The following is a 23,877-nucleotide window of genomic DNA, read 5'->3' as shown; positions in this document are numbered from 1 at the left end:
CGGCCTTCGGAATGCGCGGCGTCACGGTGTTCTCCTCATCCGTTGCCGGGATGCGTTGCCTGTTCGGCATGAAGACACCGCCCGGAGCGCGGACGTGACAAAGGCCGGCCGGTGTCGTCGGCGGCCGACTCCGCATCGCCGCCTGCCCACTCGGAGGCGCCGGCAGCGCCCTCGACCGCGGCCTGGCGCACCTGGCCGACCGCGCGCGCCGGCTGCACGGCGGCTGCGTCCACCTCGGCGCGTACGGTATCCAGAAGATCGTCCGTGACCTGCGGGTCCAGCAGATCCTGGAAGGAAACAACGAGAACATGCGCGTCATCGTGGCCCGCGGCCTCACGGAGGCCCTCGGATGAGCGACGTCCTGCTCCACACCGCCGGCCGGGCGGCCCACCTCACCCTCAACCGCCCCAGGGCCCTCAACGCCCTGTCCCACGCCATGGTCCGCTCCATCGACCAGGCCCTCACCGCCTGGGAGCACGACCCGGCCGTCGAGACCGTCGTCATCACCGGCGCGGGGGAGCGCGGCCTGTGCGCGGGCGGCGACATCCGGAGCATCTACGAGGACGTCCGCGCCGGGGGCGGCACCGCGTCGGCGGAGTTCTGGCGCGACGAGTACCGCCTCAACGCCCGGATCGCCCGCTACCCCAAGCCCTATGTCGCGATCATGGACGGCATCGTCATGGGCGGCGGCGTCGGCGTCTCCGCACACGGCAGCGTCCGGATCGCCACCGAGCGGTCGCGGATCGCGATGCCGGAGACCGGCATCGGCTTCGTCCCCGACGTCGGCGGCACGTACCTGCTCGCCCTCGCCCCTGGTGAACTGGGCACCCACCTCGCGTTGACGGGCGCTCAGATCGGTGCGGCGGACGCCCTGCTGTGTGGTCTCGCCGACCACTGTGTCCCCTCGGACAGGATCGAGCGGCTGATCGCCGACCTCGCCGACCGACCCGTGCACGATGCGCTCGACCGGCACGTGCGACCGGCGCCGGAAGGCGAACTGGCCCGTCACCGGGAGTGGATCGACGCCTGCTACGCCGCAGACACGGTCGAGGAGATCGTCCGGCGGCTGCTCGCCCACGGCGACCCGGCGGCGAAGGAGGCGGCGGAGACCCTGCTCACCAAGTCGCCGACCTCCCTGAAAGTCACCCTGGCGGCGATGCGCCGGGCCCGGCGGCTCGGTCCGCTGGAGCGGGTCCTCGACCAGGAGTACCGCGTCTCCTGCGCCGCCCTGTCCGCCCCGGACCTGGTGGAGGGCATCCGTGCCCAGGTCATCGACAAGGACCGCGACCCGCGCTGGTCCCCGGCCACCCTCGCCGAGGTCACCGACGCCGACGTCGACCGGTTCTTCGCTCCGCTCGGCGAACACGAACTGGGGCTCGCCGGACCCGACACCACCACGGAGCCGGCCTGGTGAGCCGTACCGTCGCCGTCGAGTTGTACGCCTCCTGCGCCGAACGCGTCGGAGCCGCCGAGGACTTCTCCGGCGTCGTACCAATCATCCGGGACCAGCGCGGGGAGCCGGAATGAACCGGCCGCCCAGTAGAGGACGACGACCCTCCTCGAGCGCCGGCAGCACGGAGATGCAGCCGCAGCGCTACCTGGACCGGCGAACGCCCGGCGGGTTCCGTCACCGCTGACCCGGCACCCCCGGAACAGGCCACCGGGCGCGAGATGAAGATCACGCCTGATGGGGCGGTCTTGGCCGTGCTCCTGACACGCGGTACGGTCTGTCCGATATCGACGACGACAGAACGGAAGCCGGTGGAAGTCCGGCACGGTCGCGCCACTGTATGCGAGAGCCCCCGGGAGCTCGTGAGTCAGACCCGTAGCCGTCGTCCACTGCACCACCGAGATGGGACGCGAACTCCCAGAGGAGGTTCTGCCATGGCGCAGACCGTCGCGCAGCCGACAGCCACCACCCCCGTCGTTCCCGCCAAGCTGCCGCCGAGCGCGATAGCTCCCTGGGCGGTCTTCTTCGGCATCCTCATGTTCATCCTGCTCTACTTCGTCGGCGCCGAGCAGGGCGCCACCTCCGTGTTCAGCGGCACGGACGTCCACGAGTGGGTGCACGACGCCCGCCACCTCCTCGGCTTCCCCTGCCACTGACGCAAGGGACGCCGCACGCTCATGAACTCCGCAACGGTAAGAAACCTCCTGGTGCGGGGCATGCTCGCCGGCCTCGCCGCCGGTGTGCTCGCCCTGGCCGTCGCCTATCTCCTCGGTGAGCCGAACGTCGACAAGGCGATCGGCTTCGAGGACGCCCACTCGCACGAGCACGAGATGGAGGTCGTCTCCCGCTCCCTCCAGTCCACCGCGGGCCTGGCCACGGGTGTGCTGGTCTACGGGGTCGCCTTCGGCGGCATCGCGGCACTCGCCTACTGCTTCGCCCTGGGCCGCGTCGGCCGCTTCTCGCCGCGGGCGACGGCGCTGCTGCTGTCCGTCTGCGCGCTGCTCGCCGTGTACGTGGTGCCCTTCCTGAAGTACCCGGCCAACCCGCCGTCGGTGGGCGACCCGGACACCATCGGCAAGCGGACCACGCTGTACTTCCTGATGATGGTGCTCAGCGTGCTCCTTGCGGTCGCCGCCACCATCCTGGGCAAGCGGCTCCGGCCGAGCCTCGGCACCTGGTGGGCGACCGTGGTCGCGGTTGCCGCGTTCGCGGTCGTCATCGGACTGGCGTACCAGTTCCTGCCGACCATCAACGAGGTGCCGACGGACTTCCCGGCCACCCTGCTGTGGCGGTTCCGGCTCTCGGCGCTGGCCATCCAGCTGGTGCTGTGGGGCGGGTTCGGCCTGCTCTTCGGCGAGTTGGCGGAACGCCAGCTCAACCCCAGGCCGGCGACGGCCCCGGCCGGGCGGACGGTTCCCGCCGCCCACTGAACGACGCACGACACGCGAGGGCCCTCCGAATCCATCCGGGGGCCCTCTCGCGTGCTCCGGGCACCATCCGGTCGTTCAGCCGTGGACGCGTCGGGACGGGCTGGCGGAGCCAGGTGTGCCACATCCCTGGTCAGGGAATCCCGTGCAGTCCGAGAAGCCCGGCGTACCCACCCGTGTCTCCCCGTCCGACTGCTCGGCCGGCAAGGGCAACGACAGTGGCGGCGACGGCTCCCGGGGCGAGCCGCTTCAGTGCTCGCGGGCGTCCGTTCGCTCCGACCGGGTGGTCGCCAGATAGGCGCGTACCAGCGCCTGTCCCGCCCCGCAGCGCACGGGGCGGCAGTCGGGGCAGCGCCGCACATGGTCCAGATAGGTGTCGTAGCGATCCTGGGCGGCGGGCGCGAGGGAGTTCTCCACGGTGCGGCCTCTCGTGAGTGTCCGGGGGCGCGGGAGTTGACTGACGTTCAGTATGTCCCGTCGCGGGCGTTCCGGAACGTCCGCCGCGTCTGTGGGGGAGCCGTTCGGCCGACCGCCCGGTCCCTGCCGTACGAGCGCCGTATCCTGCGGGCCGTGACGGCGACCTGTGTACTGGACGGCACCCGGATCGCAACACTGGAGGACTTCCGGCGGGTGATCGGCGAGGCGGTCAACGGGCCCGGCGGCTACTTCGGCCGCGATCTCGACGCGCTCGCCGACCGCCTCGGCGGCGGCTTCGGCACCCCCGACGACGATGACTTCGTCTTCGAGTGGCGCGACCACGAGACGTCCCGGGTGAATCTCGGCCAACTGGAGACCGCCCGCCGACGGGAGATCCGGCTCGCCCGCTGCCACCCGTCCAACCGGGCCGCCGTCGCCGCGGAGTCGGCCGAGGCCCGTGCCGGGCGCGGGGCCACCGTCTTGGACTGGCTGCTCGGCATCTTCGAGCAGCGCGCCCCGGGTGCGCTGCGGCAGCTGTGAACCCGCCGTGAACCCGCCGTGTCTTCGGTGCCGACGCCGGTGCCGCACTCGCGTCCGCCGCCGCTGACAAGGAAAGATGGGCGTCCAGCGATCGATCAACGACTGCGGAGGAAGTGGACTCATGCCGCATGAGCGAGCGGGCCGGCCGGCGGCTCCGGAGGACCTCGTCGACGTGGCCCGGCTGGTCACGGCGTACTACGCACTGCACCCCGACCCGGCCGACCCGGCCCAGCGGGTGGCGTTCGGCACTTCGGGGCACCGCGGATCGTCGCTGACGACCGCGTTCAACGAGGACCACATCGCGGCCACCAGCCAGGCCATCTGCGAGTACCGGAGCGGCCAGGGCACCGACGGTCCCCTCTTCCTGGGCGCCGACACGCACGCCCTGTCCGAGCCCGCCAAGGTCACCGCCCTGCAGGTGTTCGCCGCCAACGGCGTCACCGTCCTGATCGACAGCGCCGACGGCTACACGCCGACCCCAGCCGTCTCGCACGCCATCCTCACCCACAACCGCGGCCGTACGACCGGATTCGCGGACGGTGTCGTGGTCACCCCCTCGCACAACCCGCCCGCCGACGGCGGCTTCAAGTACAACCCGCCCAGCGGCGGCCCCGCCGCCTCCGACGCCACCTCCTGGATCCAGGACCGCGCCAACCGGATCATCGCCGACGGGATGAAGGACGTACAACGCCTTCCCTACGAGCGTGCGCTCGCCGCGCCCACCACCGGCCGGTACGACTTCATGGGTGTGTACGTCGACGACCTGCCCAGTGTCCTCGACCTCGACGCGGTCCGGGCGTCCGGTCTGCGTATCGGCGCCGACCCGCTCGGCGGGGCCTCCGTCGCCTACTGGGGCCGGATCGCCGAACGGCACAGCCTCGACCTCACCGTGGTCAACCCGTACACCGACCCCACCTGGCGGTTCATGACGCTGGACTGGGACGGCAAGATCCGCATGGACTGCTCCTCGCCTTACGCGATGGCCTCGCTGATCGAGAAGCGGGACGAGTTCCGGGTCGCCACCGGCAACGACGCGGACGCCGACCGGCACGGCATCGTCACCCGCGACGCCGGCCTGATGAACCCCAACCACTACCTGGCCGTCGCCATCTCCTACCTCTACCGGCACCGCGAGCAGTGGGCGGCGGGCGCCGGTGTCGGCAAGACCCTCGTCTCCTCCTCGATGATCGACCGGGTCGCCGCCGACCTCGGCCGGCAACTGGTCGAAGTTCCCGTCGGGTTCAAGTGGTTCGTGGACGGACTGGTCAGCGGCGCCATCGGGTTCGGCGGCGAGGAGTCGGCCGGTGCCTCCTTCCTGCGCCGGGACGGCTCGGTGTGGACCACCGACAAGGACGGCATCCTGCTCGCCCTGCTCGCCTCCGAGATCACGGCCGTGACGGACAAGACCCCGTCCGAGCACTACGCCGATCTGACCGCCCGCTTCGGCGAGCCCGCCTACGCACGTATCGACGCCCCGGCGACCCGTGCGGAGAAGGCCCTCCTGGCCAAGCTCTCCCCGGCCCAGGTCACCGCCGAGACCCTGGCCGGCGAACCGGTCACCGCGGTCCTCACCGAGGCACCGGGCAACGGCGCGGCGATCGGCGGCATCAAGGTGACCACGGAGAACGCCTGGTTCGCGGCCCGCCCGTCCGGCACGGAGGACGTGTACAAGATCTACGCCGAGTCCTTCCAGGGCCCCGACCACCTGGCCCGGGTACAGGAGGAGGCCAAGGCGGTGGTGATGGCCGCGCTCGGCGGCTGACGCCCCGCGCCGGGGGCGGTGGCCAGACCGGCTGGACCACCGCCTCCAGCGCCCGCTGGTCCCCGCGGCCGGCAACGTCCCGCCGGCGAGGTAGGCGTTGACCGTCGCGTCGACGCAGGCGCTGCCGTGGACGCCGAACACCGCGTGCCGGTCCGCGCCGCGCAGGGTCACCAGCCGGGAGCCGGGCCAGAGTGGGGACGACCCCAGGCCGGGTCCTGCGGCGAAGCCCCGGCACCTACCCGGACCGGCACTCCGCGAGCCGTTTCGCCAGGAACCGGCGTTCCGCCGCGTTCTCCACCAACGCCAGGGCCCGCTCGTACGACTCGGCCGCCTCCCGCATCCGGCCCGTTCGGCGCAGCAGGTCGGCGCGGGTCGCAGGCAGCAGGTGGTAACCGGACAGCTCGTCCTCCGCCTCCAGCTCCGCCACCAGTGCGAGGCCCGCCTCCCCGCCCTCGGCCATGCCCACGGCGACCGCGCGGTTGAGGCGGACCACGGCCGAGGGGACGTACCGCTGGAGTTCGCCGTAGAGGTCGGCGATGTCCGCCCAGTCGGTGTCCGCGGCGGTCGCCGCGGTGACGTGGCAGGCCGCGACGGCCGCCTGGATCTGGTACGGGCCGGGGCGGCCGCGGCGCAGGGCGCCCTCCAGCAGGGCGGCTCCCTCGTCGATCCCGGCGCGGTCCCATGCCGAGCGGTCCTGGTCCTCCAGGGTCACCAGGTCACCGGCCGGGTCCACCCGGGTGTCCCGGCGGGCGTCGTGCAGCAGCAGGAGGGCGAGCAACCCGACGACCTCCGGCTCGTCGGGCATCAGCCGGGCCAGCAGCCGGGCCAGCCGGACGGCCTCGGCACACAGCCCGGTCCGCATCAGGTCGGCACCGGCCGTGGCCGCGTACCCCTCGTTGAACAGGAGGTAGACCACGCCGAGGACGCCCGTCGTGCGGTCGGGCAGCAGGTGCGCGGGCGGCACCCGGTACGGGATGCCGGCGTTGCGGATCTTCCGCTTGGCCCGCACCAGCCGCTGCGCCATCGTCGCCTCGGGGACGAGGAACGCGCGGGCGATCTCGGACGTCGTCAACCCCGCGAGGGTGCGCAGGGTCAGGGCGACCCGGGCCTCGATGGGCAGCGCCGGATGGCAGCAGGTGAAGATCAGCCGCAGCCGGTCGTCGGCCACACCGCTGTCGTCGCCCTCGTGATCCGGGTCGTACGGTCCCTCGTCCCGTGCCAGCACGGCCGCCTCCCGCAGCTTCGCCGCCCCCACCGCCTCCCGGCGCAGCACGTCCAGGGCGCGGTTGCGGGCGGTCGTGGTCAGCCAGGCGCCCGGACGGCGCGGCACTCCGTCGCGCCGCCACCGCTCCAGCGCCTGGGCGAAGGCGTCCTGCGCGCACTCCTCGGCGAGGTCCCAGTCGCCGGTCACCCGGATCAGGGTGGCGACGACCTGGGACCACTCCTCGCGGAAGGCGGCGGCGACGGCCTTCTCGACGTCGTCCGTGACACTCACTCCCAGACCGGCCGCACCTCGACCGAGCCGCCGGCGAGCGCCGCGGGGTGCCGGGAGGCGAGCGCGATGGCCTCGTCGAGGTCGGCGACCTCGATGATGTCGAGGCCCGCCACGTACTCCTTGGTCTCGGCGAACGGCCCGTCGCTCAGCAGCACTTCGTCGCCCTGGACGCGCACGGTGGTCGCGTCGGAGGCCGGCCGCAGCCGGGCGCCGCCCTTGACGAGGTCACGGCTGCGGACCTCGTGGATGTACGAGGTGAAGCGCGGGTCCTCGGCGATCTCGGCGGGGCTGAGCTCCTCGCCGCCGACGGGCGTGCAGATGAACAGGACGTATTTCATGACCGCTCCTTCCCGGCCGTCTCCTCCAGCGGCACCGACACGTGCTCATGGGCGATCAGCCAGCTGAAACCGGTGTCCCGGTAGCCGGTGGTGACGCGCACCGTCCGGTCCAGGGGCTCGCCCGATCGGCGGGTGCCGCGGATCCGGACGAGGGCGTGGCTGAAGGCGCTGCCCTCCCCGGGCCGTACCCGCAGTTCGAGCACCTCGCGGTGCACGGGCCCGTCGAGCGTCGCGAACCACCCCTCGACCGCCTTGCGGAACGCGGCGATCCCCGACCGCGCCTCCGCGCCGGAGGGCTGGAAGCTCTCCACGTCGGGCGCGTAGCAGGCCGTCAGCCGGTCGACGTCGCGTTCGCGCGTGGCCTCGGTGAGCTCGGCGTCGAGTTGACGGATCGCCGTCTCGGCGTCCTCGGCGAACCCCTCGTCCCAGAACGGCCGCACCTCCATGGCCCCGATGGTGGCCACGGGATGCCCGGCGGCGATCCGTACAGCCTCCTCCAGGCTGTCGCAGTCGACGACGTCGAATCCGGCGACGTACTCCTTGGTCTCCGCGAACGGACCGTCGGTGCGCAGCACCTCACCGTCGCGGACGCGCACGGTGACCGCCGTGTCGGGCAGCTGCAGCCGGTGGCCGTAGAGCCGGGCCCCGCTCCGGACGCCGTGCTCCTCCACCCAGGGTTCGACCGGCGCCATCCCGGAGGCGTCGGCGGTGTCGTCGCCGCAGACCAGCAGCATGTACTTCATGGTTCCTCCCGGTCCTCAAGAGCTTCTTACACCCCACCGACGAACGGCGCCGCACGGAATCGACACCCCGGCGGACGGCAGTTCTCAGCGCGCCATCCCGTGGCCCCGGCCCAGGATGCCGTACGGGTCGTGGACGCTCTTGGCCCGAGCCAGGGTGTCCCACCGGCCGCCGTAGTGCTCCCGCCAGTCGGCCGGGGTCATCGGCAGCGCGTTGACCGGATAGGCGACGGCGCCCTTCGCCCGCGCCGCTTCGTACACCCTGCGGTTGGCGGCCACCATCGGGTCGGCCGCGCCCGGGGCCGCCGTACGCAACAGGGCCAGCAGAAAGACGACTTCGCCGCGTGGGCGGCGGAACAGCGGGGCCCGCAGGGCGCGGGTGAGCAGGGGATAGAGGAGGACCACGCCGTTCTCGCGCAGGTCCCGGAAGGCGGGGTCGGCGAGGATGCCGGTCACGACGGACGCGGCGGTGTCCTCCGGCAGCAGCAGGTTCAGCCAGGGGTGCGGGTGCAGCCACTCGCCGGTCGCGCGCAGGAGCTCCTCGTCGGCCGCGACCCGGTGCGCGAACTCGGCGTGTCCGAGGTCGGTGATCTCGGCCGAGTCGAAGGCGAGGCCCGCGAGCAGGGTCCGGTTATCGGGCGGGGTGGGGCCCTGGTGGGCGGCGACGGCCTCGACCATGCAGGTCCAGCCGGCCGCGGTGTCCTCCACCGGGCGGGCCTGGCCTTCGAGGTAGTCGAAGCGCCGGTCGGTCGCGAGCAGGTGCTGGTCGGCGAGATAGGTGTCGAGATCGGGGTAGTTCAGGCAGTAGCGGCGCACCAGGGTGGGCGCGGGGGACAGCCGGAGCGTGGCCCGGACGATCACGGCCACCTGGCCCAGGCCGGCGAGGACCGCGTCGAAGAGGGCGCCATGCCGGTCCGGCGCGCAGACCAGGTGCTCACCGGCCCCGGTCACCACCTCCAGCTCCAGCACCGAGTCCGCGACCAGACCGTGCCGGTGACTGGCGCCGCCCAGGCCGCCCGCGCTCAGCACACCGCCGACGCCGGCACCGAGGTAGTCGGTGAGAACGGGAGGCGTGAGCCCGTAGGGCAGGGTGGCCGCCAGCACGTCCCGCCACAGCGCCCCGGCCTCGACAGCCACCCGGCCGTCGCCGGCCCGGCCGACCTCGCCCATCGCGGACAGGTCCAGGACGATCCCGCCCGGCGCCTGCCCCTGGCCGTAGAGCGAGTGACCGCCGGACCGCGCGGCCACCGGGACACCGCGCGGCCCCGCATACACCAGCGCGTCCCGGACCTCGGCCGCGGACCGGGGCCGCAGCACGCCCAGGGGCGGCAGGCGCACCAGGTGACCGAAGTCGTCGGCCGCCTCCCGGAGGACCTCCGGGCGGGTGTCCAGCAGTTCGGCGACTTGCGCGGAGATCCGGTCCGGCGACGTCACGCGGCACGCTCCCAGGGGGCATCGGTCGACACGGGCGGAACCATCTTCGCGCCGGGAGCCCGGCCGACGTGTGAGGTTTCCCGCATGGACGCCGCAGTATCACCACAGGTTTACTTCGCAGGATTCCGGAGAGCAGCGTCACCGGAGTACCGCCCGGGTAGCGCCGCCGTGCACCGTCCCCGCGCGGAGTCCCGTGTACGGCCCCCGTCGCTCCCCTGAGCGCATGTTGTGTGAAGAGGTGTTCTGGTCTGTCCGGCTCCCGCGAGACAGCTGCCACAGTCGACGCGTCGCCCGCCCGGGCGGCGGACGCGGACCGGACCCGGGTCCCGCCGCCCCGCCCGGCCCCGCGGAACGGCCCGGCCCCCCGGAGCGGCCCGCCCGCCGCCCGGCGCGACGCCTACTTCGACAACGCGAAGTACCTGGCGATCGTGCTCGTGGCCGTGGGGCACGCCTGGGAGCCGCTGCGCTCGGACAGCCGTACCGTCACCGCGCTCTACACGTTCGTCTACGCCTTCCACATGCCGGCGTTCATCATCATCTCCGGCTACTTCTCCCGCAGTTTCGACGCCAGTCCCGCCCGTATCAAACGGCTGGTCACCGGGGTCGCCGTGCCCTACGTGGTGTTCGAGGTCGCCTACACCCTCTTCACCCGGTGGAGCGACCACGCCCCCGACCGCGAGATCAGCCTGCTGGACCCGCTGTACCTGACCTGGTTCCTGGCGGCCCTGTTCATCTGGCGGCTGACGACGCCGATCTGGCGGCTCGTGCGGTGGCCGCTGCCCCTCGCGCTCGCCGTCGCCGCGCTGGCGAGCCTCACGCCGTCCATCGGCAGCGACTTCGACCTCCAGCGGGTCCTGCAGTTCCTGCCGTACTTCGTGCTCGGCCTGTGCCTGCGGCCGGAGCACTTCAGCCTGCTGCGCCGCTGGCGGGTGCGCCTGTGGGCCGTCCCCGTCGCCCTGTGCGCCCTCGCCGTGGCGTACTGGTCGGTGCCGCACCTGGGCTACCGCTGGTTCTTCCACCGGGACAGCGCCGAGCAGCTCGGCGTGCCCGCCTGGTACGGGCCCGTCATGACCCTGGCCGTCTTCGGCTGCTCGCTGGTGCTGGCCGCCTGCTTCCTCGCCTGGGTGCCGGGCCGCCGTACCTGGTTCACCACGCTCGGCGCGGGCACGCTCTACGGCTACCTGCTCCACGGCTTCGTCGCGCAGAGCGCCAAGCCCGCCCACTGGTACGACCCGGCCTGGATGCACGGCCCGCTGGGCGCGGTGACGGCCACCCTCGCCGCCGCCGCGGTGGTGACCGTGCTCTGCACACCGCCGGTGCGCCGGGTCTTCCGGTTCGTGATGGAGCCCGAAATGGAGTGGGCGTTCCGCGCGCGGCAGGGCCAAGCGGTCCAGGACGGCCGACGAAACGCCGCCGGGGTGCTTTCCGGAGACCGCTGAAGCGGCGAATATGCCGCACCATGGACATTCTGCTCGTCGCCAGCGCCTTCAACAGCCTGTCCCAACGGGTGTACGCCGAACTGTCCGACCTCGGCCACCGTGTGGAGGTCGTCCTCGCCACCCACGGCCCCGACGCCGTCCGCTCCGCGGTCCGGGACCGGCGCCCGGAGCTGATCATCGCGCCGATGCTGAAGACCGCGCTCCCCGGGGACGTCTGCCGGGACCACACCTGCCTGATCGTGCATCCGGGACCGCCCGGTGACCGGGGCCCCTCCTCGCTCGACTGGGCCATCGCCGGGCAGGCACCCCGCTGGGGGGTGACCGTGCTCCAGGCCGAGGCGGCCGTGGACGCGGGCGCGGTCTGGGCGAGCGAGCCCTTCCCGGTGGAGCCGGTCGGCAAGAGCGACCTCTACCGCAACGAGGTCGCAGACGCCGCCCTCACCGCCGTCCACGAGGCCGTACGACGGTATGCGGAGGGCTCGTACAAGCCGGTGCCGCAGAGCGACCCCTCGATCCACGGCCGGATCGTCTGGCGGGACGTCTTCCGCCAGGCGCGACGGCGGATCGACTGGGCGGCCGACGACACCGAGACGGTGCTGTGCAAGCTGCGCGGTGCCGACTCGCAGCCCGGGGTCCTCGACGAACTCCTCGGCCGGGAGCTGTTCCTGCACGGCGGTCACCCCGAGGACCGACTGCGCGGCCGCCCCGGCGAGCTGCTCGCGACCCGCGCGGGTGCGGTCTGCCGGGCCACCCGGGACGGCGCCGTGTGGATCCCCGAGCTGCGCCCCCGCAAGAACTCCGGCGACCCCGCGCCCTTCCGCCGCCCCGCGGCCGACGTCCTCGCCGCTGCCGGCCTCCCCGACAGCCCCGCCCCGCTCGAACTGCGCCCGGACCGCCGCACCTGGACCGACATCCGCTACCGGCAGCGCGGCGACGTCGGCCTCGTCACCTTCTCCTTCCCCGGCGGCGCGATGAGCACCGACCACTGCCGGCGCCTGCTCGCCGCCTACGAGTACGCGCTCGCCCGGCCGACCCGGGTGCTGGTGCTCGGCGGCCGCCGGGACTTCTTCTCCAACGGCATCCATCTGAACGTCATCGAGGCCGCCCCGGACCCCGCCGAGGAGTCCTGGGCCAACCTCAACGCGATGGACGACCTGGTGGAGGCCGTGCTGCGGACCACCGACCGGCTGGTCGTGGCGGCGCTCGCCGGCAACGCGGCGGCCGGCGGCGCCATGCTCGCGCTCGCCGCCGACGAGGTCTGGTGCCGCACCGGCGCCGTCCTCAACCCGCACTACCGGCGGATGGGCCTGTACGGCTCGGAGTTCTGGACGTACTCGCTGCCCCGTCGCGCCGGAGCGGAGACCGCCCGGCGGCTGACCGAGGAGGCGCAGCCGGTGAGCGCCGCCACCGCGGCCCGGACCGGACTCGTCGACCGGCTGCTGCCGGTCCCCGCACAGCGCTTCGCCGCCGAGGTCGAGGAACTGGCCGCCGTGCTCGCCGGCACCCCGGACCTGGACGGGCGCCTCGTCGCCAAGGCCGCGGCGCGCGAAGCCGACGAGGCACGCCGGCCGCTCGCCGAGTACCGGAAGGACGAACTCGACCGGATGCACGCCCTGTTCTACGACCCGGACGCCGCCTACCACACGCTGCGCTCGGACTTCGTCCGCAAGGTCCCGGGCGGTGCCCGGTGACGCGGCTGCTGGTGGCGGGCGTCGGCAACATCTTCCTCGGCGACGACTCCTTCGGCCCCGAGGTGATCCGCGCCCTGGCCCGGCGCCCGCTGCCCCCCGAGGTACAGGTCCGGGACTTCGGCATCCGGGGCATGGACCTCGCCTACGCACTGCTCGACGGGTGGACGGTCGCCGTACTCGTGGACGCCGCCGCCCGCGGGCGGCGCCCCGGCACCCTCTCCCTGATCGAGCCCGACCTCCCCGACGGCGCTCCGGCGGCCCCGCCCGAGGCACACGGCATGGACCCGGCGAAGGTGCTCGCCCTGGCCGCCCACCTCGGTGACGAACCCCTGCCGCGCGTCCTCGTGCTCGCCTGCGAGCCCGGCGAGCTGCCGCGCGGCGACGAGGACATCGCCCCCGGCCTGAGCGAGCCCGTGCGGGACGCGGTCGAACAGGCCGTCGAAGCCCTGCACGCCCTGGTCCCGGTGCTGCTCGCCGATCCCCAGGTCATGCCCTCGTTGGCCCGCCCGGAGGAATCCACGGGCCCCGCCGCGGCCGGGCTCCCGCACCCGGCCGCCACCGGCGCGGAGGATCGCTAGCGGACCAGGACGGGACCCACCCGATCCGACGGTTCTTCCGGAACTCAACGATCGAGGAGCACCCATGTGTCAGTCCGAGGAGGTCACCCGGGCCGTCCTGGCCAGGAACGACGGCTTGGCCGCCAGCCTGCGCGACGACCTGGCCGCGCGCGGGGTGAGCGTGGTGAACCTGCTCTCCAGCCCCGGCAGCGGCAAGACCGAACTGCTCGGCCGGGTGCTGGCCCGGGCCCTGGAGCGGGACGTGGCCGTCGCCGCCTTCACCGCCGACCTCGCCACCGAGAACGACGCCAGGCGTCTGGCCCGTTCCGGAGCGCCGGTGAAACAGCTGCTCACCGACGGGCTGTGCCACCTGGAGGCCCGGCAGGTACGCGGCCACCTGGAGGGCTGGCTGCCGCCGGACACCGCGCTGCTGTTCGTGGAGAACGTCGGCAATCTCGTCTGCCCGGCCTCCTACGACCTCGGTGAACAGCTGCGGATCGTGCTGATGGCGGTGACCGAGGGCGAGGACAAGCCCTCGAAGTACCCCACCGCCTTCGGCTCCGCCCACCTCGTCGTGCTCACCAAGACCGACCTCGCCGGGCCGGCCGGCTTCGACGAGACCGCCTTCGCCGACCAGGTCCGGCGCGTCAACCCCGGGGTGGAGATCGTCCGCTCCTGCGCTCGCACCGGCGAGGGCGTCGACACGGTCCTGGACCGGGTGCTCGCCGTACGGGACGGTGCTCCCGCGCACCGGCCGCCCCTCGCCCCGCACCCGCACGGTCACCTCCACGCGCCCAGCGCCTCGTGACGGCCCCCACCACGGCGACGGCCGTCCGCCGGCGCATCACCGTGCGGGGAACCGTGCAGGGCGTCGGCTTCCGCCCGCACGTCCACCGCCTCGCCGCAGGTCTCACGCTCACCGGGTTCGTCGGCAACACGGCGAACGGCGTGTTCATCGAGGTCGAGGGAGCGGCGAGCGCCGTCGAGCGGTTCTGCGAGCTGCTCGCCACCGACCCGCCGCCGCTGGCCACCGTCACCGCCGTCGCCGTCGAGGAGGTCCCCGTCACCGGGGCGGACGCCGGCTTCACCATCCGCGTCACCGAGGACGCCTCCCCCGGCCGCACCCAGCTCCCGCCCGACACCGCGACCTGCGCCGACTGCCTGCGGGAGCTGGCCGACCCGGCCGACCGCAGACACCGGCATCCCTTCATCACCTGCACCCACTGCGGCCCCCGCTTCACGATCGCCACCGGCATGCCCTACGACCGCGCGGTCACCACCATGTCCGGCTTCCCGCTGTGCGCCGGCTGCGCCCGGGAGTACGGCGCCCCGGCCGACCGCCGCTTCCACGCCCAGCCGGTGGCCTGCCCGGACTGCGGGCCCCGGCTGCGGCTGGTCCCCGCCGCGGGCAGCGGAGTGAGGGCCGCTCGCGACGGCGACGCCCTCTCACAGGCGCGAGAGCTGCTCGCGGCCGGCCGGATCGTCGCCGTCAAGGGCATCGGCGGCTACCACCTGGCCTGCGACGCCCGCGACGCCCGGGCCGTCGACACCCTGCGCACCCGCAAGGCACGCGGGGACAAGCCGTTCGCCGTGATGTGCGCGGACCTGGAGGAGGTGGAGCGGATCGCCGTGGTCGGCGCCGCCGAACGGGCCGCGCTCACCGGCCCCCGGCGCCCCGTCGTCCTGCTCCGCCCCCGCGCCGGCGTACGGCTGGCAGCCGGGGTCTGCCCCGGCAGCCCCCACCTCGGCGTGATGCTGCCCTACACCCCCGTGCACACCCTCCTGTTCGGCCTCCCCGGCGACCCGCCCGGCCCCCGCGTGCTGGTGATGACCAGCGGCAACCGCTCGGGCGAGCCGATCGTCACGGACGACGACGAGGCGCTGACCCGGCTGTTCGGACTGGCCGACGCCTGGCTCGCCCACGACCGGCCCATCGCCTCGCCCTGCGACGACTCCCTGCTGCGGGTGCGCGCCGACGGCACCGAACAGGTCCTGCGCCGCTCCCGTGGATATGTGCCACGACCGCTGAGCCTGCCCGTCCCGGTGCGCCCCGCGCTCGCGGTGGGCGGCGACCTCAAGAACGCACTGTGCGTCGGCGAGGACGGACTGGCCTGGCTCGGTCCGCACATCGGCGACATGGGCGACCTGGCGACTCTGGAGGCCGCCGTCCGCGCGGAACGGCATCTGCACCGGCTCACCGGAGTCCGCCCCGAACTGGTCGCCGCCGACCGCCACCCCGGCTACCACGCGTCCGCCTGGGCGCGCCGCCGGGCCGCTCAACTGCCCGTAAAGAAGCCGGTGTTCGTCCAGCACCACCATGCCCATGTCGCCGCCGCCATGGCAGAAGCCGGCCTCGACGGCACCACACCGGTCATCGGCGTCGCCTTCGACGGCACCGGCTACGGCGACGACGGCACCGTCTGGGGCGGCGAGGTGCTCGTCGCCGACTACGCCGGCTACCGGCGCCTCGCCCACCTCGCCCCGGCCCCGCTCCCCGGCGGCGACGCGGGAGTCGCCAACCCGTGCCGGATGGCACTGGCCCGGTTGTGGGCGGCCGGCCTGCCCTGGGATGCGGACCTGCCCAGCGTCGCCGCCTGCTCGCATGAGGAACTCAGGCTGCTGGCACAGCAGTTGCCGAGCCGGCTCGGCTGCGTGGCCACCTCCAGCATGGGCCGGCTCTTCGACGCGGTGTCGTCCCTCGCGGGCGTGTGCCACCGAGCCGGGTACGAGGCGCAGGCCGCCCTGGAACTGGAGGCGCAGGCCTGCCTGGCCTGGGACGACGACACGGCCGCGTACCCCTTCGGCGACCGCTTCGACCCGGCCCCGACACTGCGCGCGATCGTCACCGACCTGCGGCGCGGCACCCCGGTACCGGTGATCGCGGCCCGCTTCCACCGCGGTGTCGCCCGGGCGGTCCTGGAGCTCTGCCGGGCGGCGCGCCGGGCCACCGGCCTGACCACCGTCGCCCTCACCGGCGGCGTCTTCGCCAACGCCCTTCTGGAGCAGGCCGGTTCCGACCTGCTGCATGGGCACGGGTTCACGGTCGTCCGGCACCGCGAAGTCCCGCCGAACGACGGCGGGCTGGCGCTCGGGCAGTTGATGGTCGCGGCCCACGGACAACCACCCCACGACGGCCCGCATACGGCAGTCGGCGACGAGACGGAGTGACCCATGTGTTTGGCAGTGCCCGGCAAAGTCGTGAGCATCGACGACACGGCCGATCCGCTCACCGGCCTGATCGACTTCGGCGGTGTACAGAAGCAGGCTTGTCTGGAGTACGTGTCCGACGTCCGCGTCGGTGAGTACGTCATCGTCCATGTGGGCTTCGCCCTCCAGCGGCTCGACGAGGAGTCGGCCCTGGCCTCCCTCCAGCTCTTCGAGGAACTGGGGCTGCTGGAAGAGGAGTTCGGCGACGCCTGGCAGCAGGCTGCCCGGCAGGCAGAGGGGAACGAGGCCCGGTGAAGTATCTCGACGAGTTCAACGACCCCCAACTGGCCCGCCGGCTGCTGGACGGGATCCGGTCCGTCGTCACCCGGCCCTGGGCCCTGATGGAGGTCTGCGGAGGCCAGACCCACTCGATCATCCGGCACGGTATCGATCAACTCCTGCCCGATGAGGTGGAGTTGATCCACGGCCCGGGGTGCCCGGTCTGTGTGACCCCGCTGGAGTGCATCGACAAGGCGCTGGAGATCGCCGCCCGCCCCGGGGTGATCTTCTGCTCCTTCGGCGACATGCTGCGGGTGCCCGGCACCGACCGGGACCTGTTCCGGGTCAAGGGCGAGGGCGGGGACGTCCGCGTGGTGTACTCGCCGCTCGACGCGCTGAAGCTCGCCCAGCGGCACCCGGACCGTCAGGTGGTCTTCTTCGCCATCGGCTTCGAGACCACCGCCCCCGCCAACGCCATGGCCGTCCACCAGGCCAAGCGCCTCGGCCTGACCAACTTCAGCCTGCTGGTCTCCCATGTGCGGGTCCCCCCGGCCATCGAGGCCATCATGACCGCCCCCAGCTGCCGGGTGCAGGGCTTCCTGGCCGCCGGGCACGTGTGCAGCGTGATGGGCATGACCGAGTACCCGGAGCTGGCCGCACGCCACCGGGTCCCCGTCGTCGTCACCGGCTTCGAACCGCTCGACATCCTGGAGGGCATCCGCCGCACGGTCCTTCAGCTGGAGCGCGGCGAGCACCGGGTGGAGAACGCCTACGCCCGTGCCGTGCGCGAGGACGGCAACCCGGCGGCCATCCGCATGATCGAGGAGGTCTTCGAGGTCACCGACCGCTCCTGGCGGGGCATCGGCCCCATCCCGGCCAGCGGCTGGCGGCTCAGCGAGGCCTACCGGGCGTACGACGCCGAGCACCGCTTCGACGTCACCGGCATCCGCACCGAGGAACCGGCCGAGTGCCGGGCCGGTGAGGTCCTCCAAGGGCTCATCAAGCCCACCGAGTGCGCGGCCTTCGGCACCAGCTGCACCCCGCGCACCCCGCTCGGCGCCACCATGGTCTCCAGCGAGGGAGCCTGCGCCGCCTACTACCTCTACCGCCGGATGTCCGAACCGGCGCTCCCGCGCGAGGAGATGAACCCCGTTGGCTGAGCAGACCGTCGCCGACCCGGCGAACTGGAGCTGTCCGGTGCCGATCCGCGACCAGCCGGTCGTGGTGATGGGCCACGGCGGAGGCGGCGCCCTCTCCGCCGAACTGATCGAGCAGGTCTTCGTCCCCGCCTACGGCAACGCGCTGCTCGCCGGGATGGCCGACTCGGCCGTCCTCCAGCTCGGCGGCGCCCGGCTGGCGTTCTCCACCGACTCCTACGTCGTACGGCCGCTGTTCTTCCCCGGCGGCTGTCTCGGTGACCTCGCCGTCAACGGCACGGTCAACGACCTGGCGATGAGCGGCGCCCGGCCCGCCTACCTCTCCGCCGCGTTCGTCCTGGAGGAGGGCGTGGAGCTGGCCGTCGTCGAACGTGTCGCGCGAGCCATGGGCGCGGCGGCCGAGACGGCCGGAGTCACCATCGCCACCGGCGACACCAAGGTGGTCGAGGCCGGGCACGGGGACGGGGTGTACGTCACCACCGCCGGGGTGGGCCTGGTGCCCGAGCGGGTGGACATCCGGCCGCAGCGGGCCCGGCCCGGCGACGCGGTGATCGTCAGCGGACCGATCGGACTGCACGGGGTCGCCGTCCTGAGCGTCCGCGAGGGGCTGGAGTTCGGCGTCGAGATCGCCAGCGACACCGCGTCGCTCGCCGACCTGGTCGCCACCATGCTGGACGTCACCCCGGACATCCACGTCCTGCGCGACCCCACGCGCGGTGGCCTGGCCGCCTCGCTGAACGAGATCGCCCGCGCCTCGGGCACGGGGGTACGGCTGACCGAGCGGGCCGTCCCCGTCCCGGACGCGGTCGCCAACGCCTGCGGGTTCCTCGGGCTCGACCCGCTCTACGTCGCCAACGAGGGCCGGCTCGTCGCCTTCGTCCCGGCCACGGAGGCCGATGCCGTCCTGGAGGCGATGCGCGCGCACCCGCAGGGGGCGGGCGCGACCCGGATCGGCGAGTGCGTGGCCGACCACCCCGGGATGGTCGTGGTGGCCACCGGACTCGGCGGCACGCGGGTCGTGGACCTGCCCCTGGGAGAGCAGCTCCCGCGGATCTGCTGATCAGGTCGAGGCGGATCCAGGCGAAGCGGATCAGGGCGAGGACCTCGCCGGTACCCATGTCGTTGCGGGTACCGGCGAGGTCACTCGACGGCGGTGATCTCCAGTTCACGGCCGCTGCGCAGTTCCGGGCAGGGCCGGTCGCAGCGAGGGCACCAGAAGAACGGCGGCATGCCCACCGCGAACTCCTCCGCGCACGGGTCGCACCAGGCCAGCGCGGGCACCTGCTCGACCACGAGGTCCGCCCCCGCCAGCGCGGTGCCGTCCCGGGCCACCTCGAAGGCGAAGGTCAGCGCGTCGGGTACGACCCCGGACAGCTCGCCGACCCGGACGGACACCGCCGAGACGGTGTCCGCCCCGTCCTCCCGGGCCCATGCGCCGGCCTGCTCCACGATCGCGGTCGCGATCGACAGTTCGTGCACGACCGGCTCACGGATACCGGTGACCGGCGCGCAGCCCACCCGCGATCCGCCAGATCTTCATCTCGCGCATGATCGAGGGCAGTTCCATGACGAACAACGCGAGGGCGACGGTGCCCACGACGGCGATCTCGGCCGTCAGCACGCGCTGGGCCGTCGTTCCGGTTCTCTTTCGCTGGACCTTCATGTGGGGAACTCCCTGTTCTGTGTCATCCGGGTGGGATGTTCGGCATGACGTCCAGCAGGGTGTCGTGCCGCTTCCAGTGGATGCCGGTGGAGCGCCGCGCGTCGGCGGTGCCGTCCGGGTGGTGCCCGGTCTGGGTGGTGTGGGGCCCCTCGTTGCCCTGGTGCATACCGGGCACGTGGGACGGGGTGTCGGGCTTCGCCTGGGGTCGGCCGACTCGGATGCTTCCCATGGGGTTTCTCCTTACTGTGTTGCCGTTCCTCAAGGGCGCTCGGTGAGCTCCTCGAAGAAACGCTCCACGGCCGGCCACATCCGGCCGCCACCGGACAGGCCGCGCCATTCCCGGCGGACCACGGCGAGCATGCGGAAGCAGTCGTCGACCGGTGCGATCCAGTGGTGGTCCAGGCCGTGGACGGTGTTGACCAGCAGCGCCTCGACGTCGGGCGCCATCCCGGCCAGGGGCGGGCAGCCGGCGACCGCCCGCTGCCAGGCCGCCGCGTCCACCTCCCAGCGCATGGCGCCCGCCGGGCTCGGCCCCTCGGCGGTGACCGAGCCGTCGGCGCGCGGTACGAAGAAGACCAGTCCGACCGGGACACCGAGGGCCGCGGTGTCGACCTCGGGGAGCCGGACCCGGCGGGTCGGGATCAGCCGGAACTGGGCCTCGCCGGTGCCCTGTCCCGGCTTTCCGGGGAACAGCACCGAGCAGGGACGGCAGGCACAGCGGACCTCGCCCTGCCCGGTGTCGTACAGATGCGGGTGGTTCTCGGGCACCGGGGCGGCGCACAGGTCGCACACCTCCGCCTCCGCCGCCGGCCGGTGGTCGGCGGCGGTGCGGATGAGGCGGGCCAGGGCTCCGTCGGTGCTCACCGGGCCTCCTGTGGCCGGCGCAGGGAGTCCAGGGGGACGAAGGCGGGGGCCGGGTCCTCGGGCACCGGCTGCACGTCGGTCAGCTCGGGGGCCGCGGCGAGCACCGCCTCCCGGACCACGTCGGCCACCTCCGTAGTACCTCCGCCGCACCCGGACCCGCAACCGCCGCCGGTGGTCAGCCGCACCCGGCCCACCTGGCCCTCCATACCGGCCCACTCGACGTCACCGCCGCGTTCGCGCACGGCGGGGCGCAGCCGTTCGACCGCGCGGGCCGCCCGGCTCTCGGGCGAGTCGGGGTGGATGTCGTGCAGGACCAGGAGATGGTCGAGGAGTTCGTCGCCGGAGAGCCGCTCGGCCAGGGCCGCGTCCGCGCCGTCCAGGACACGGGCGAGTGCCTCGCCGTAGACCTCGGTCAGCAGGCGGACCGCCTCCACGGCCGAGCCGCCGGTGGGGCCGGGCGCGGACTCCAGCCCTTCAAGGAGCGAGTCGAGGCGGGCCAGCCGGGCCTCGACCGCCGGGGCGTCGAGCCGCCCGGGGTCAGCCATGGTCCGCCCCGTACGTCGGCGAGTGCGTGACGCTCAGCGTCTTGCCCTTGCCCGTGTACATGTGGACACCGCACGGCAGACACGGGTCGAAGCTGCGGACCGTGCGCATGATGTCGACGCCCTTGAAGTCGTCCGGGCCGTTCTCCTCGAAGATCGGCTGGCCCTGGACGGCGTCCTCGTAGGGACCGGGCGTGCCGAACTTGTCCCGGGGGCTGGCGTTCCACGGGGTCGGCGGGTACGGGTGGTAGTTGGCGATCTTCTTGTCCTTGATCACCAGATGGTGGGAGAGGACCCCGCGCACGGCCTCGTGGAAGCCGCAGCCGATCGCCTCGTCCGGCACCTCGAAGTCCTCGAACACCTTGGTGTCGCCGGACCGCACCAGGCCCATCGCCTCGTCCAGGAACTGCAGGGCCATGGCCGCCGCGTAGGCGACGAAGTACGGCCGGGCACGGTCGCGTTCGAGGGTGTTGGACCACTTCGGGATCTTCCACTCCAGGGTGGTCTCCGGCAGGCTCGCGCCCTTGGGCAGCGAGATTCGCACACTGTTGCCGGTGGCCTTGATGTACGGCGTGTCGACGATGCCGCTCAGCGCGGTCGACCAGAGCCGGGCCAGCGGGCCGCCGCCGGTGTCGAGGGCCAGGTGGTCGCCGGTGCGCTGGTCGAACCAGCGCGGGCTCATCACCCAGCTGTAGTTGGCGTCGAAGTCCCGCTTCTGCGGCACCGGAAGGGTCGTCTGGTTCCACGGGTGGCGCATGTCGACGGGGTTGCCCAGCGGGTCGTGGGTGACGAACGGGTCCTCGTTCACCCAGTCCTCGTAGAACGAACTGCCCAGCATGATCCGGAGGCCCAGGTTGATGTCGACCAGGTTGTTGGTGACCAGTTCACCGTCGACCACGATGCCCGGGGTGACGTACATCGCCTTGCCCCAGCGGTCCATGTTCTCGTACCGGTAGTCGACGACCTTCGGGTCCTGCCAGGCGCCCCAGCAGCCGAGCAGGATACGGCGCTTGCCGACCTCCTCGTAGCCGGGCAGCGCCTCGTAGAAGAAGTCGAAGACGTCGTCGTTCATGGCGACGGCCTTCTTCACGAAGTCGATGACGTGCATCAGCCGGCTGAGGTAGTCGGTGAACACGGTCGGCGACGGCATGGTGCCCACACCGCCCGGATACAGCGTGGAGGGGTGGACGTGCCGGCCCTCCATCAGGCAGAACATCTCGCGGGTGGTCCGGGAGACCTTCAGGGCCTCCTTGTAGACCTCGCCCTCGAAGGGGTTGAAGGCCTTCATGATGTCCGCGATGGTCCGGTACCCGTGGATGTCACCGCGCGGGGCGGCGGTGCGTTCGGCGCGGGCCAGCACACTCGGGTTGGTGGCCTTGACCATCTGCTCGCAGAAGTCCACGAAGACCAGGTTGTCCTGGAAGATCGTGTGGTCGAACATGTACTCGGCCGCCTCGCCGAGGTTGACGATGTGCTCGGCCAGCGGCGGCGGCTTCACCCCGTACGCCATCTGCTGGGCGTAGTCGGAGCAGGTGGTGTGGTTGTCGCCGCAGATACCGCAGATCCGCGAGGTGATGAAGCCCGCGTCGCGCGGGTCCTTCCCCTTCATGAAGACGGAGTAGCCGCGGAAGAGGGAGGAGGTGCTGTGGCACTCCGTCACCTCCCGGTTGGCGAAGTCGATCTTCGTGTAGATGCCCAGGTTTCCGATGATCCGGGTGATCGGATCCCAGGACATGTCCACGATCTGCGCGGGCTTTCGCCCTTTCTGCCGGGCCTCGGTTGTCATCAGCGTCGCTGGCCTTTGCTGTGGGGGGATGTGGGGCGGGGGGACTCTGGCGTGTCAGGGCCGCCAGCGCGGGGCGTACCCGCTGGTGAGCTTGCGCTTGTTGTGGCGCCACTTGGGCTCGTGGTTGACCAGGTCGTTGGTGAAGCCGCGCAGGCGGCGGATGACCGCGCCGTACGGCTTGATGGCCAGCGAGGAGAGGGTGCCGCCGGGCGGCTCGTCCATGAACGGCATGAACGCGTCGGGGAAGCCCGGCATGGTGCAGCCGATGCAGATACCGCCGACGTTGGGGCAGCCGCCGACGCCGGCCATCCAGCCCCGCTTGGGCACGTTGCAGTTCACGACCGGGCCCCAGCAGCCGGTCTTCACCAGGCACTTGGGGGAGTTGTAGTCCATCGCGAAGGACGCCTGCTCGTAGTACGAGCCTCGGTCGCAGCCCTCGTGCACCGTGCGCCCGAACAGCCACTGCGGACGCAGCATGTGGTCCAGTGGGGGCGGGGGAGCGGTGCCGGCGGCGTGGTAGAGCACCCAGACCAGGGTCTCCATGAAGTTCTCCGGCTGCACCGGGCAGCCCGGAATGTTCACCACGGGCAGCCCGCCCTGCGACTTGTAGTCCCAGCCCAGGTAGTCCGCGAGGCCCATCGAACCGGTCGGGTTGCCGGCCATCGCGTGGATGCCGCCGAAGGTGGCACAGGTGCCGATGGCCACCACCGCCCAGGCCTTGGGCGCCAGTTGGTCGATCCAGTCGTTGATGGTCTGCGGCTGGCCGGTCTCCGGGTCGTTGCCGAAGGACGTCCAGTAGCCCTCGCCCTCGATGATGTTCTGGTTGGGGATCGAGCCCTCGATGACGAGGATGAACGGCTGCTCCAGCTCGCCCCGCGCGGCCTTCCGGTACGGCGCGAGGAAGTCCTCGCCGCCCAGGCTCGGCGACAGTACCTTGTTGACCAGGTTGACCTTCGGGATGCCCGGGATCAGGCCGAGGACCAGGTCCTCGATGGAGGGCTGGTCCGCCGCGGTCACGGAGACGGTGTCGCCGTCGCAGCTCATGCCCTCGGAGATCCACAGGATGGTGATCTCGTCGAACCCCTGGTGTTCGCCGGTTTCGCTGGGTTCGCCGCCGACGGCGGTCGTGCCGTTCTTGGTGCTCATACG

Annotated in this window: 24 protein-coding genes and 3 pseudogenes; 14 read left to right on the top strand and 13 right to left on the bottom strand. The window is 72.6% G+C overall.

From position 1 onward, the window contains the following. Nucleotides 1-110: 110 nt before the first annotated feature. The 4 genes and pseudogenes from ACZ4N4_RS26570 to ACZ4N4_RS26555 form a co-directional block, all read left to right on the top strand. Nucleotides 111-353, top strand: a pseudogene (locus ACZ4N4_RS26570) (acyl-CoA dehydrogenase family protein); the annotation flags it as partial. Further along, nucleotides 350-1,414 carry an enoyl-CoA hydratase/isomerase family protein gene (locus tag ACZ4N4_RS26565; RefSeq protein ID WP_467592765.1) on the top strand — a complete coding sequence of 355 codons (1,065 nt, stop codon included), beginning with the start codon at nucleotides 350-352 and terminating at the stop codon, nucleotides 1,412-1,414. The pseudogene ACZ4N4_RS26570 and the gene ACZ4N4_RS26565, both read left to right, overlap by 4 nt. A 470-nt stretch (nucleotides 1,415-1,884) precedes the next feature. Then, the gene (locus ACZ4N4_RS26560; protein WP_467592763.1) at nucleotides 1,885-2,106 is read left to right on the top strand and encodes a CbtB domain-containing protein; all 222 of its coding nucleotides are present in this window, start codon (nucleotides 1,885-1,887) and stop codon (nucleotides 2,104-2,106) included. A gap of 21 nt (nucleotides 2,107-2,127) precedes the next feature. Further along, nucleotides 2,128-2,880, top strand: coding sequence for a CbtA family protein (locus ACZ4N4_RS26555; protein WP_453566699.1), 753 nt, complete (start codon nucleotides 2,128-2,130; stop codon nucleotides 2,878-2,880). A 246-nt stretch (nucleotides 2,881-3,126) separates the two neighbouring features. Here the strand turns inward: ACZ4N4_RS26555 and ACZ4N4_RS26550 are convergent, their stop codons facing one another. Next, nucleotides 3,127-3,294, bottom strand: a complete 168-nt coding sequence (locus ACZ4N4_RS26550; protein WP_453566697.1) for a hypothetical protein — start codon at nucleotides 3,292-3,294, stop codon at nucleotides 3,127-3,129. Nucleotides 3,295-3,447: 153 nt separating this feature from the next. Here ACZ4N4_RS26550 and ACZ4N4_RS26545 point away from each other — a divergent pair, with 153 nt between their 5' ends. Together ACZ4N4_RS26545 and pgm are read left to right on the top strand one after the other, a co-directional pair. Further along, entirely contained in the window at nucleotides 3,448-3,834 is a 387-nt protein-coding gene (locus tag ACZ4N4_RS26545; protein WP_467592761.1) for a barstar family protein, read from the top strand. Between the two features lie 121 nt (nucleotides 3,835-3,955). After that, complete coding sequence (gene pgm / locus ACZ4N4_RS26540; RefSeq protein WP_467592759.1) at nucleotides 3,956-5,596, top strand: phosphoglucomutase (alpha-D-glucose-1,6-bisphosphate-dependent); 1,641 nt, start codon at nucleotides 3,956-3,958, stop codon at nucleotides 5,594-5,596. A 66-nt stretch (nucleotides 5,597-5,662) separates the two neighbouring features. Here the strand turns inward: pgm and ACZ4N4_RS26535 are convergent. The 5 genes and pseudogenes from ACZ4N4_RS26535 to ACZ4N4_RS26515 all read right to left on the bottom strand — a co-directional run. Further along, nucleotides 5,663-5,785, bottom strand: a pseudogene (locus tag ACZ4N4_RS26535) (alpha/beta hydrolase); the annotation flags it as partial. Nucleotides 5,786-5,831: 46 nt separating this feature from the next. Further along, entirely contained in the window at nucleotides 5,832-7,091 is a 1,260-nt protein-coding gene (locus ACZ4N4_RS26530; protein ID WP_467592757.1) for an RNA polymerase sigma factor, read from the bottom strand. Beyond that, nucleotides 7,088-7,429 (bottom strand): YciI family protein, encoded by a 342-nt coding sequence (locus ACZ4N4_RS26525; protein WP_467592755.1) that lies wholly within the window; start codon nucleotides 7,427-7,429, stop codon nucleotides 7,088-7,090. The genes ACZ4N4_RS26530 and ACZ4N4_RS26525 overlap by 4 nt, the downstream gene beginning before the upstream one ends. Then, nucleotides 7,426-8,172: a nuclear transport factor 2 family protein gene (locus ACZ4N4_RS26520; RefSeq protein WP_453566687.1), complete on the bottom strand. Its 747-nt coding sequence runs from the start codon at nucleotides 8,170-8,172 to the stop codon at nucleotides 7,426-7,428. Before ACZ4N4_RS26520 ends, ACZ4N4_RS26525 begins: the two co-directional genes overlap by 4 nt. 84 nt (nucleotides 8,173-8,256) lie before the next feature. After that, nucleotides 8,257-9,603 (bottom strand): FAD-binding protein, encoded by a 1,347-nt coding sequence (locus ACZ4N4_RS26515; RefSeq protein ID WP_467592753.1) that lies wholly within the window; start codon nucleotides 9,601-9,603, stop codon nucleotides 8,257-8,259. Between the two features lie 230 nt (nucleotides 9,604-9,833). Between ACZ4N4_RS26515 and ACZ4N4_RS26510 the strand changes: the two genes are divergently transcribed. From ACZ4N4_RS26510 to hypE, 8 genes are all read left to right on the top strand, one after another. After that, the gene (locus tag ACZ4N4_RS26510) at nucleotides 9,834-11,042 is read left to right on the top strand and encodes an acyltransferase family protein (protein WP_467592751.1); all 1,209 of its coding nucleotides are present in this window, start codon (nucleotides 9,834-9,836) and stop codon (nucleotides 11,040-11,042) included. Nucleotides 11,043-11,062: 20 nt separating this feature from the next. After that, nucleotides 11,063-12,733: a hydrogenase maturation protein gene (locus ACZ4N4_RS26505; RefSeq protein ID WP_467592749.1), complete on the top strand. Its 1,671-nt coding sequence runs from the start codon at nucleotides 11,063-11,065 to the stop codon at nucleotides 12,731-12,733. Beyond that, nucleotides 12,730-13,311 carry a hydrogenase maturation protease gene (locus tag ACZ4N4_RS26500; protein ID WP_467592747.1) on the top strand — a complete coding sequence of 194 codons (582 nt, stop codon included), beginning with the start codon at nucleotides 12,730-12,732 and terminating at the stop codon, nucleotides 13,309-13,311. Before ACZ4N4_RS26505 ends, ACZ4N4_RS26500 begins: the two co-directional genes overlap by 4 nt. 64 nt (nucleotides 13,312-13,375) lie before the next feature. Beyond that, a complete protein-coding gene (gene hypB, locus ACZ4N4_RS26495) occupies nucleotides 13,376-14,098 on the top strand; it encodes a hydrogenase nickel incorporation protein HypB (protein WP_467592745.1) in 723 nt (240 codons plus the stop codon). Next, nucleotides 14,095-16,458, top strand: a complete 2,364-nt coding sequence (gene hypF / locus ACZ4N4_RS26490) for a carbamoyltransferase HypF (protein ID WP_467592743.1) — start codon at nucleotides 14,095-14,097, stop codon at nucleotides 16,456-16,458. The genes hypB and hypF overlap by 4 nt, the downstream gene beginning before the upstream one ends. Before the next feature lie 3 nt (nucleotides 16,459-16,461). Next, on the top strand, nucleotides 16,462-16,752 hold the full coding sequence (locus tag ACZ4N4_RS26485; RefSeq protein ID WP_467592741.1) for a HypC/HybG/HupF family hydrogenase formation chaperone: 291 nt from the start codon (nucleotides 16,462-16,464) through the stop codon (nucleotides 16,750-16,752). Next, nucleotides 16,749-17,876 carry a hydrogenase formation protein HypD gene (gene hypD, locus ACZ4N4_RS26480; protein ID WP_360478361.1) on the top strand — a complete coding sequence of 376 codons (1,128 nt, stop codon included), beginning with the start codon at nucleotides 16,749-16,751 and terminating at the stop codon, nucleotides 17,874-17,876. The genes ACZ4N4_RS26485 and hypD overlap by 4 nt, the downstream gene beginning before the upstream one ends. Nucleotides 17,877-17,943: 67 nt before the next feature. Next, a complete protein-coding gene (gene hypE, locus ACZ4N4_RS26475; RefSeq protein ID WP_467592879.1) occupies nucleotides 17,944-18,933 on the top strand; it encodes a hydrogenase expression/formation protein HypE in 990 nt (329 codons plus the stop codon). A 30-nt stretch (nucleotides 18,934-18,963) separates the two neighbouring features. Here hypE and hypA read toward each other — a convergent pair. The 7 genes and pseudogenes from hypA to ACZ4N4_RS26440 form a co-directional block, all read right to left on the bottom strand. Then, nucleotides 18,964-19,352 (bottom strand): annotated as a pseudogene (gene hypA, locus ACZ4N4_RS26470) (hydrogenase maturation nickel metallochaperone HypA). 7 nt (nucleotides 19,353-19,359) lie between these two features. After that, nucleotides 19,360-19,536 carry a hypothetical protein gene (locus tag ACZ4N4_RS26465; protein ID WP_351696550.1) on the bottom strand — a complete coding sequence of 59 codons (177 nt, stop codon included), beginning with the start codon at nucleotides 19,534-19,536 and terminating at the stop codon, nucleotides 19,360-19,362. A gap of 22 nt (nucleotides 19,537-19,558) precedes the next feature. Next, the gene (locus ACZ4N4_RS26460) at nucleotides 19,559-19,765 is read right to left on the bottom strand and encodes a hypothetical protein (protein ID WP_351696548.1); all 207 of its coding nucleotides are present in this window, start codon (nucleotides 19,763-19,765) and stop codon (nucleotides 19,559-19,561) included. 29 nt (nucleotides 19,766-19,794) lie between these two features. Continuing rightward, the gene (locus ACZ4N4_RS26455; RefSeq protein ID WP_467592736.1) at nucleotides 19,795-20,400 is read right to left on the bottom strand and encodes a DUF5947 family protein; all 606 of its coding nucleotides are present in this window, start codon (nucleotides 20,398-20,400) and stop codon (nucleotides 19,795-19,797) included. After that, complete coding sequence (locus ACZ4N4_RS26450) at nucleotides 20,397-20,945, bottom strand: NifU family protein (protein WP_453566671.1); 549 nt, start codon at nucleotides 20,943-20,945, stop codon at nucleotides 20,397-20,399. The genes ACZ4N4_RS26455 and ACZ4N4_RS26450 overlap by 4 nt, the downstream gene beginning before the upstream one ends. Then, nucleotides 20,938-22,731 carry a nickel-dependent hydrogenase large subunit gene (locus ACZ4N4_RS26445; protein WP_467592876.1) on the bottom strand — a complete coding sequence of 598 codons (1,794 nt, stop codon included), beginning with the start codon at nucleotides 22,729-22,731 and terminating at the stop codon, nucleotides 20,938-20,940. The genes ACZ4N4_RS26450 and ACZ4N4_RS26445 overlap by 8 nt, the downstream gene beginning before the upstream one ends. Before the next feature lie 51 nt (nucleotides 22,732-22,782). Further along, entirely contained in the window at nucleotides 22,783-23,874 is a 1,092-nt protein-coding gene (locus tag ACZ4N4_RS26440; protein WP_467592733.1) for an NADH-quinone oxidoreductase subunit B family protein, read from the bottom strand. Nucleotides 23,875-23,877: the final 3 nt, after the last annotated feature.

Source organism: Streptomyces sp. NPDC026538 (genome assembly GCF_055567535.1).
This window is presented reverse-complemented; position numbering and strand designations above follow the sequence as displayed.

Excerpts from the sequence above, each read along its gene's own strand:
- ACZ4N4_RS26565 (WP_467592765.1), top strand. The coding sequence starts at position 350 with ATGAGCGACGTCCTGCTCCACACCGCCGGCCGGGCGGCCCACCTCACC.
- ACZ4N4_RS26560 (WP_467592763.1), top strand. The coding sequence starts at position 1,885 with ATGGCGCAGACCGTCGCGCAGCCGACAGCCACCACCCCCGTCGTTCCC.
- ACZ4N4_RS26555 (WP_453566699.1), top strand. The coding sequence starts at position 2,128 with ATGAACTCCGCAACGGTAAGAAACCTCCTGGTGCGGGGCATGCTCGCC.
- pgm (WP_467592759.1), top strand. The coding sequence starts at position 3,956 with ATGCCGCATGAGCGAGCGGGCCGGCCGGCGGCTCCGGAGGACCTCGTC.
- ACZ4N4_RS26525 (WP_467592755.1), bottom strand. The coding sequence starts at position 7,429 with ATGAAATACGTCCTGTTCATCTGCACGCCCGTCGGCGGCGAGGAGCTC.
- ACZ4N4_RS26520 (WP_453566687.1), bottom strand. The coding sequence starts at position 8,172 with ATGAAGTACATGCTGCTGGTCTGCGGCGACGACACCGCCGACGCCTCC.
- ACZ4N4_RS26505 (WP_467592749.1), top strand. The coding sequence starts at position 11,063 with ATGGACATTCTGCTCGTCGCCAGCGCCTTCAACAGCCTGTCCCAACGG.
- hypB (WP_467592745.1), top strand. The coding sequence starts at position 13,376 with ATGTGTCAGTCCGAGGAGGTCACCCGGGCCGTCCTGGCCAGGAACGAC.
- ACZ4N4_RS26485 (WP_467592741.1), top strand. The coding sequence starts at position 16,462 with ATGTGTTTGGCAGTGCCCGGCAAAGTCGTGAGCATCGACGACACGGCC.
- hypE (WP_467592879.1), top strand. The coding sequence starts at position 17,944 with ATGGGCCACGGCGGAGGCGGCGCCCTCTCCGCCGAACTGATCGAGCAG.
- ACZ4N4_RS26465 (WP_351696550.1), bottom strand. The coding sequence starts at position 19,536 with ATGAAGGTCCAGCGAAAGAGAACCGGAACGACGGCCCAGCGCGTGCTG.
- ACZ4N4_RS26460 (WP_351696548.1), bottom strand. The coding sequence starts at position 19,765 with ATGGGAAGCATCCGAGTCGGCCGACCCCAGGCGAAGCCCGACACCCCG.
- ACZ4N4_RS26450 (WP_453566671.1), bottom strand. The coding sequence starts at position 20,945 with ATGGCTGACCCCGGGCGGCTCGACGCCCCGGCGGTCGAGGCCCGGCTG.
- ACZ4N4_RS26440 (WP_467592733.1), bottom strand. The coding sequence starts at position 23,874 with ATGAGCACCAAGAACGGCACGACCGCCGTCGGCGGCGAACCCAGCGAA.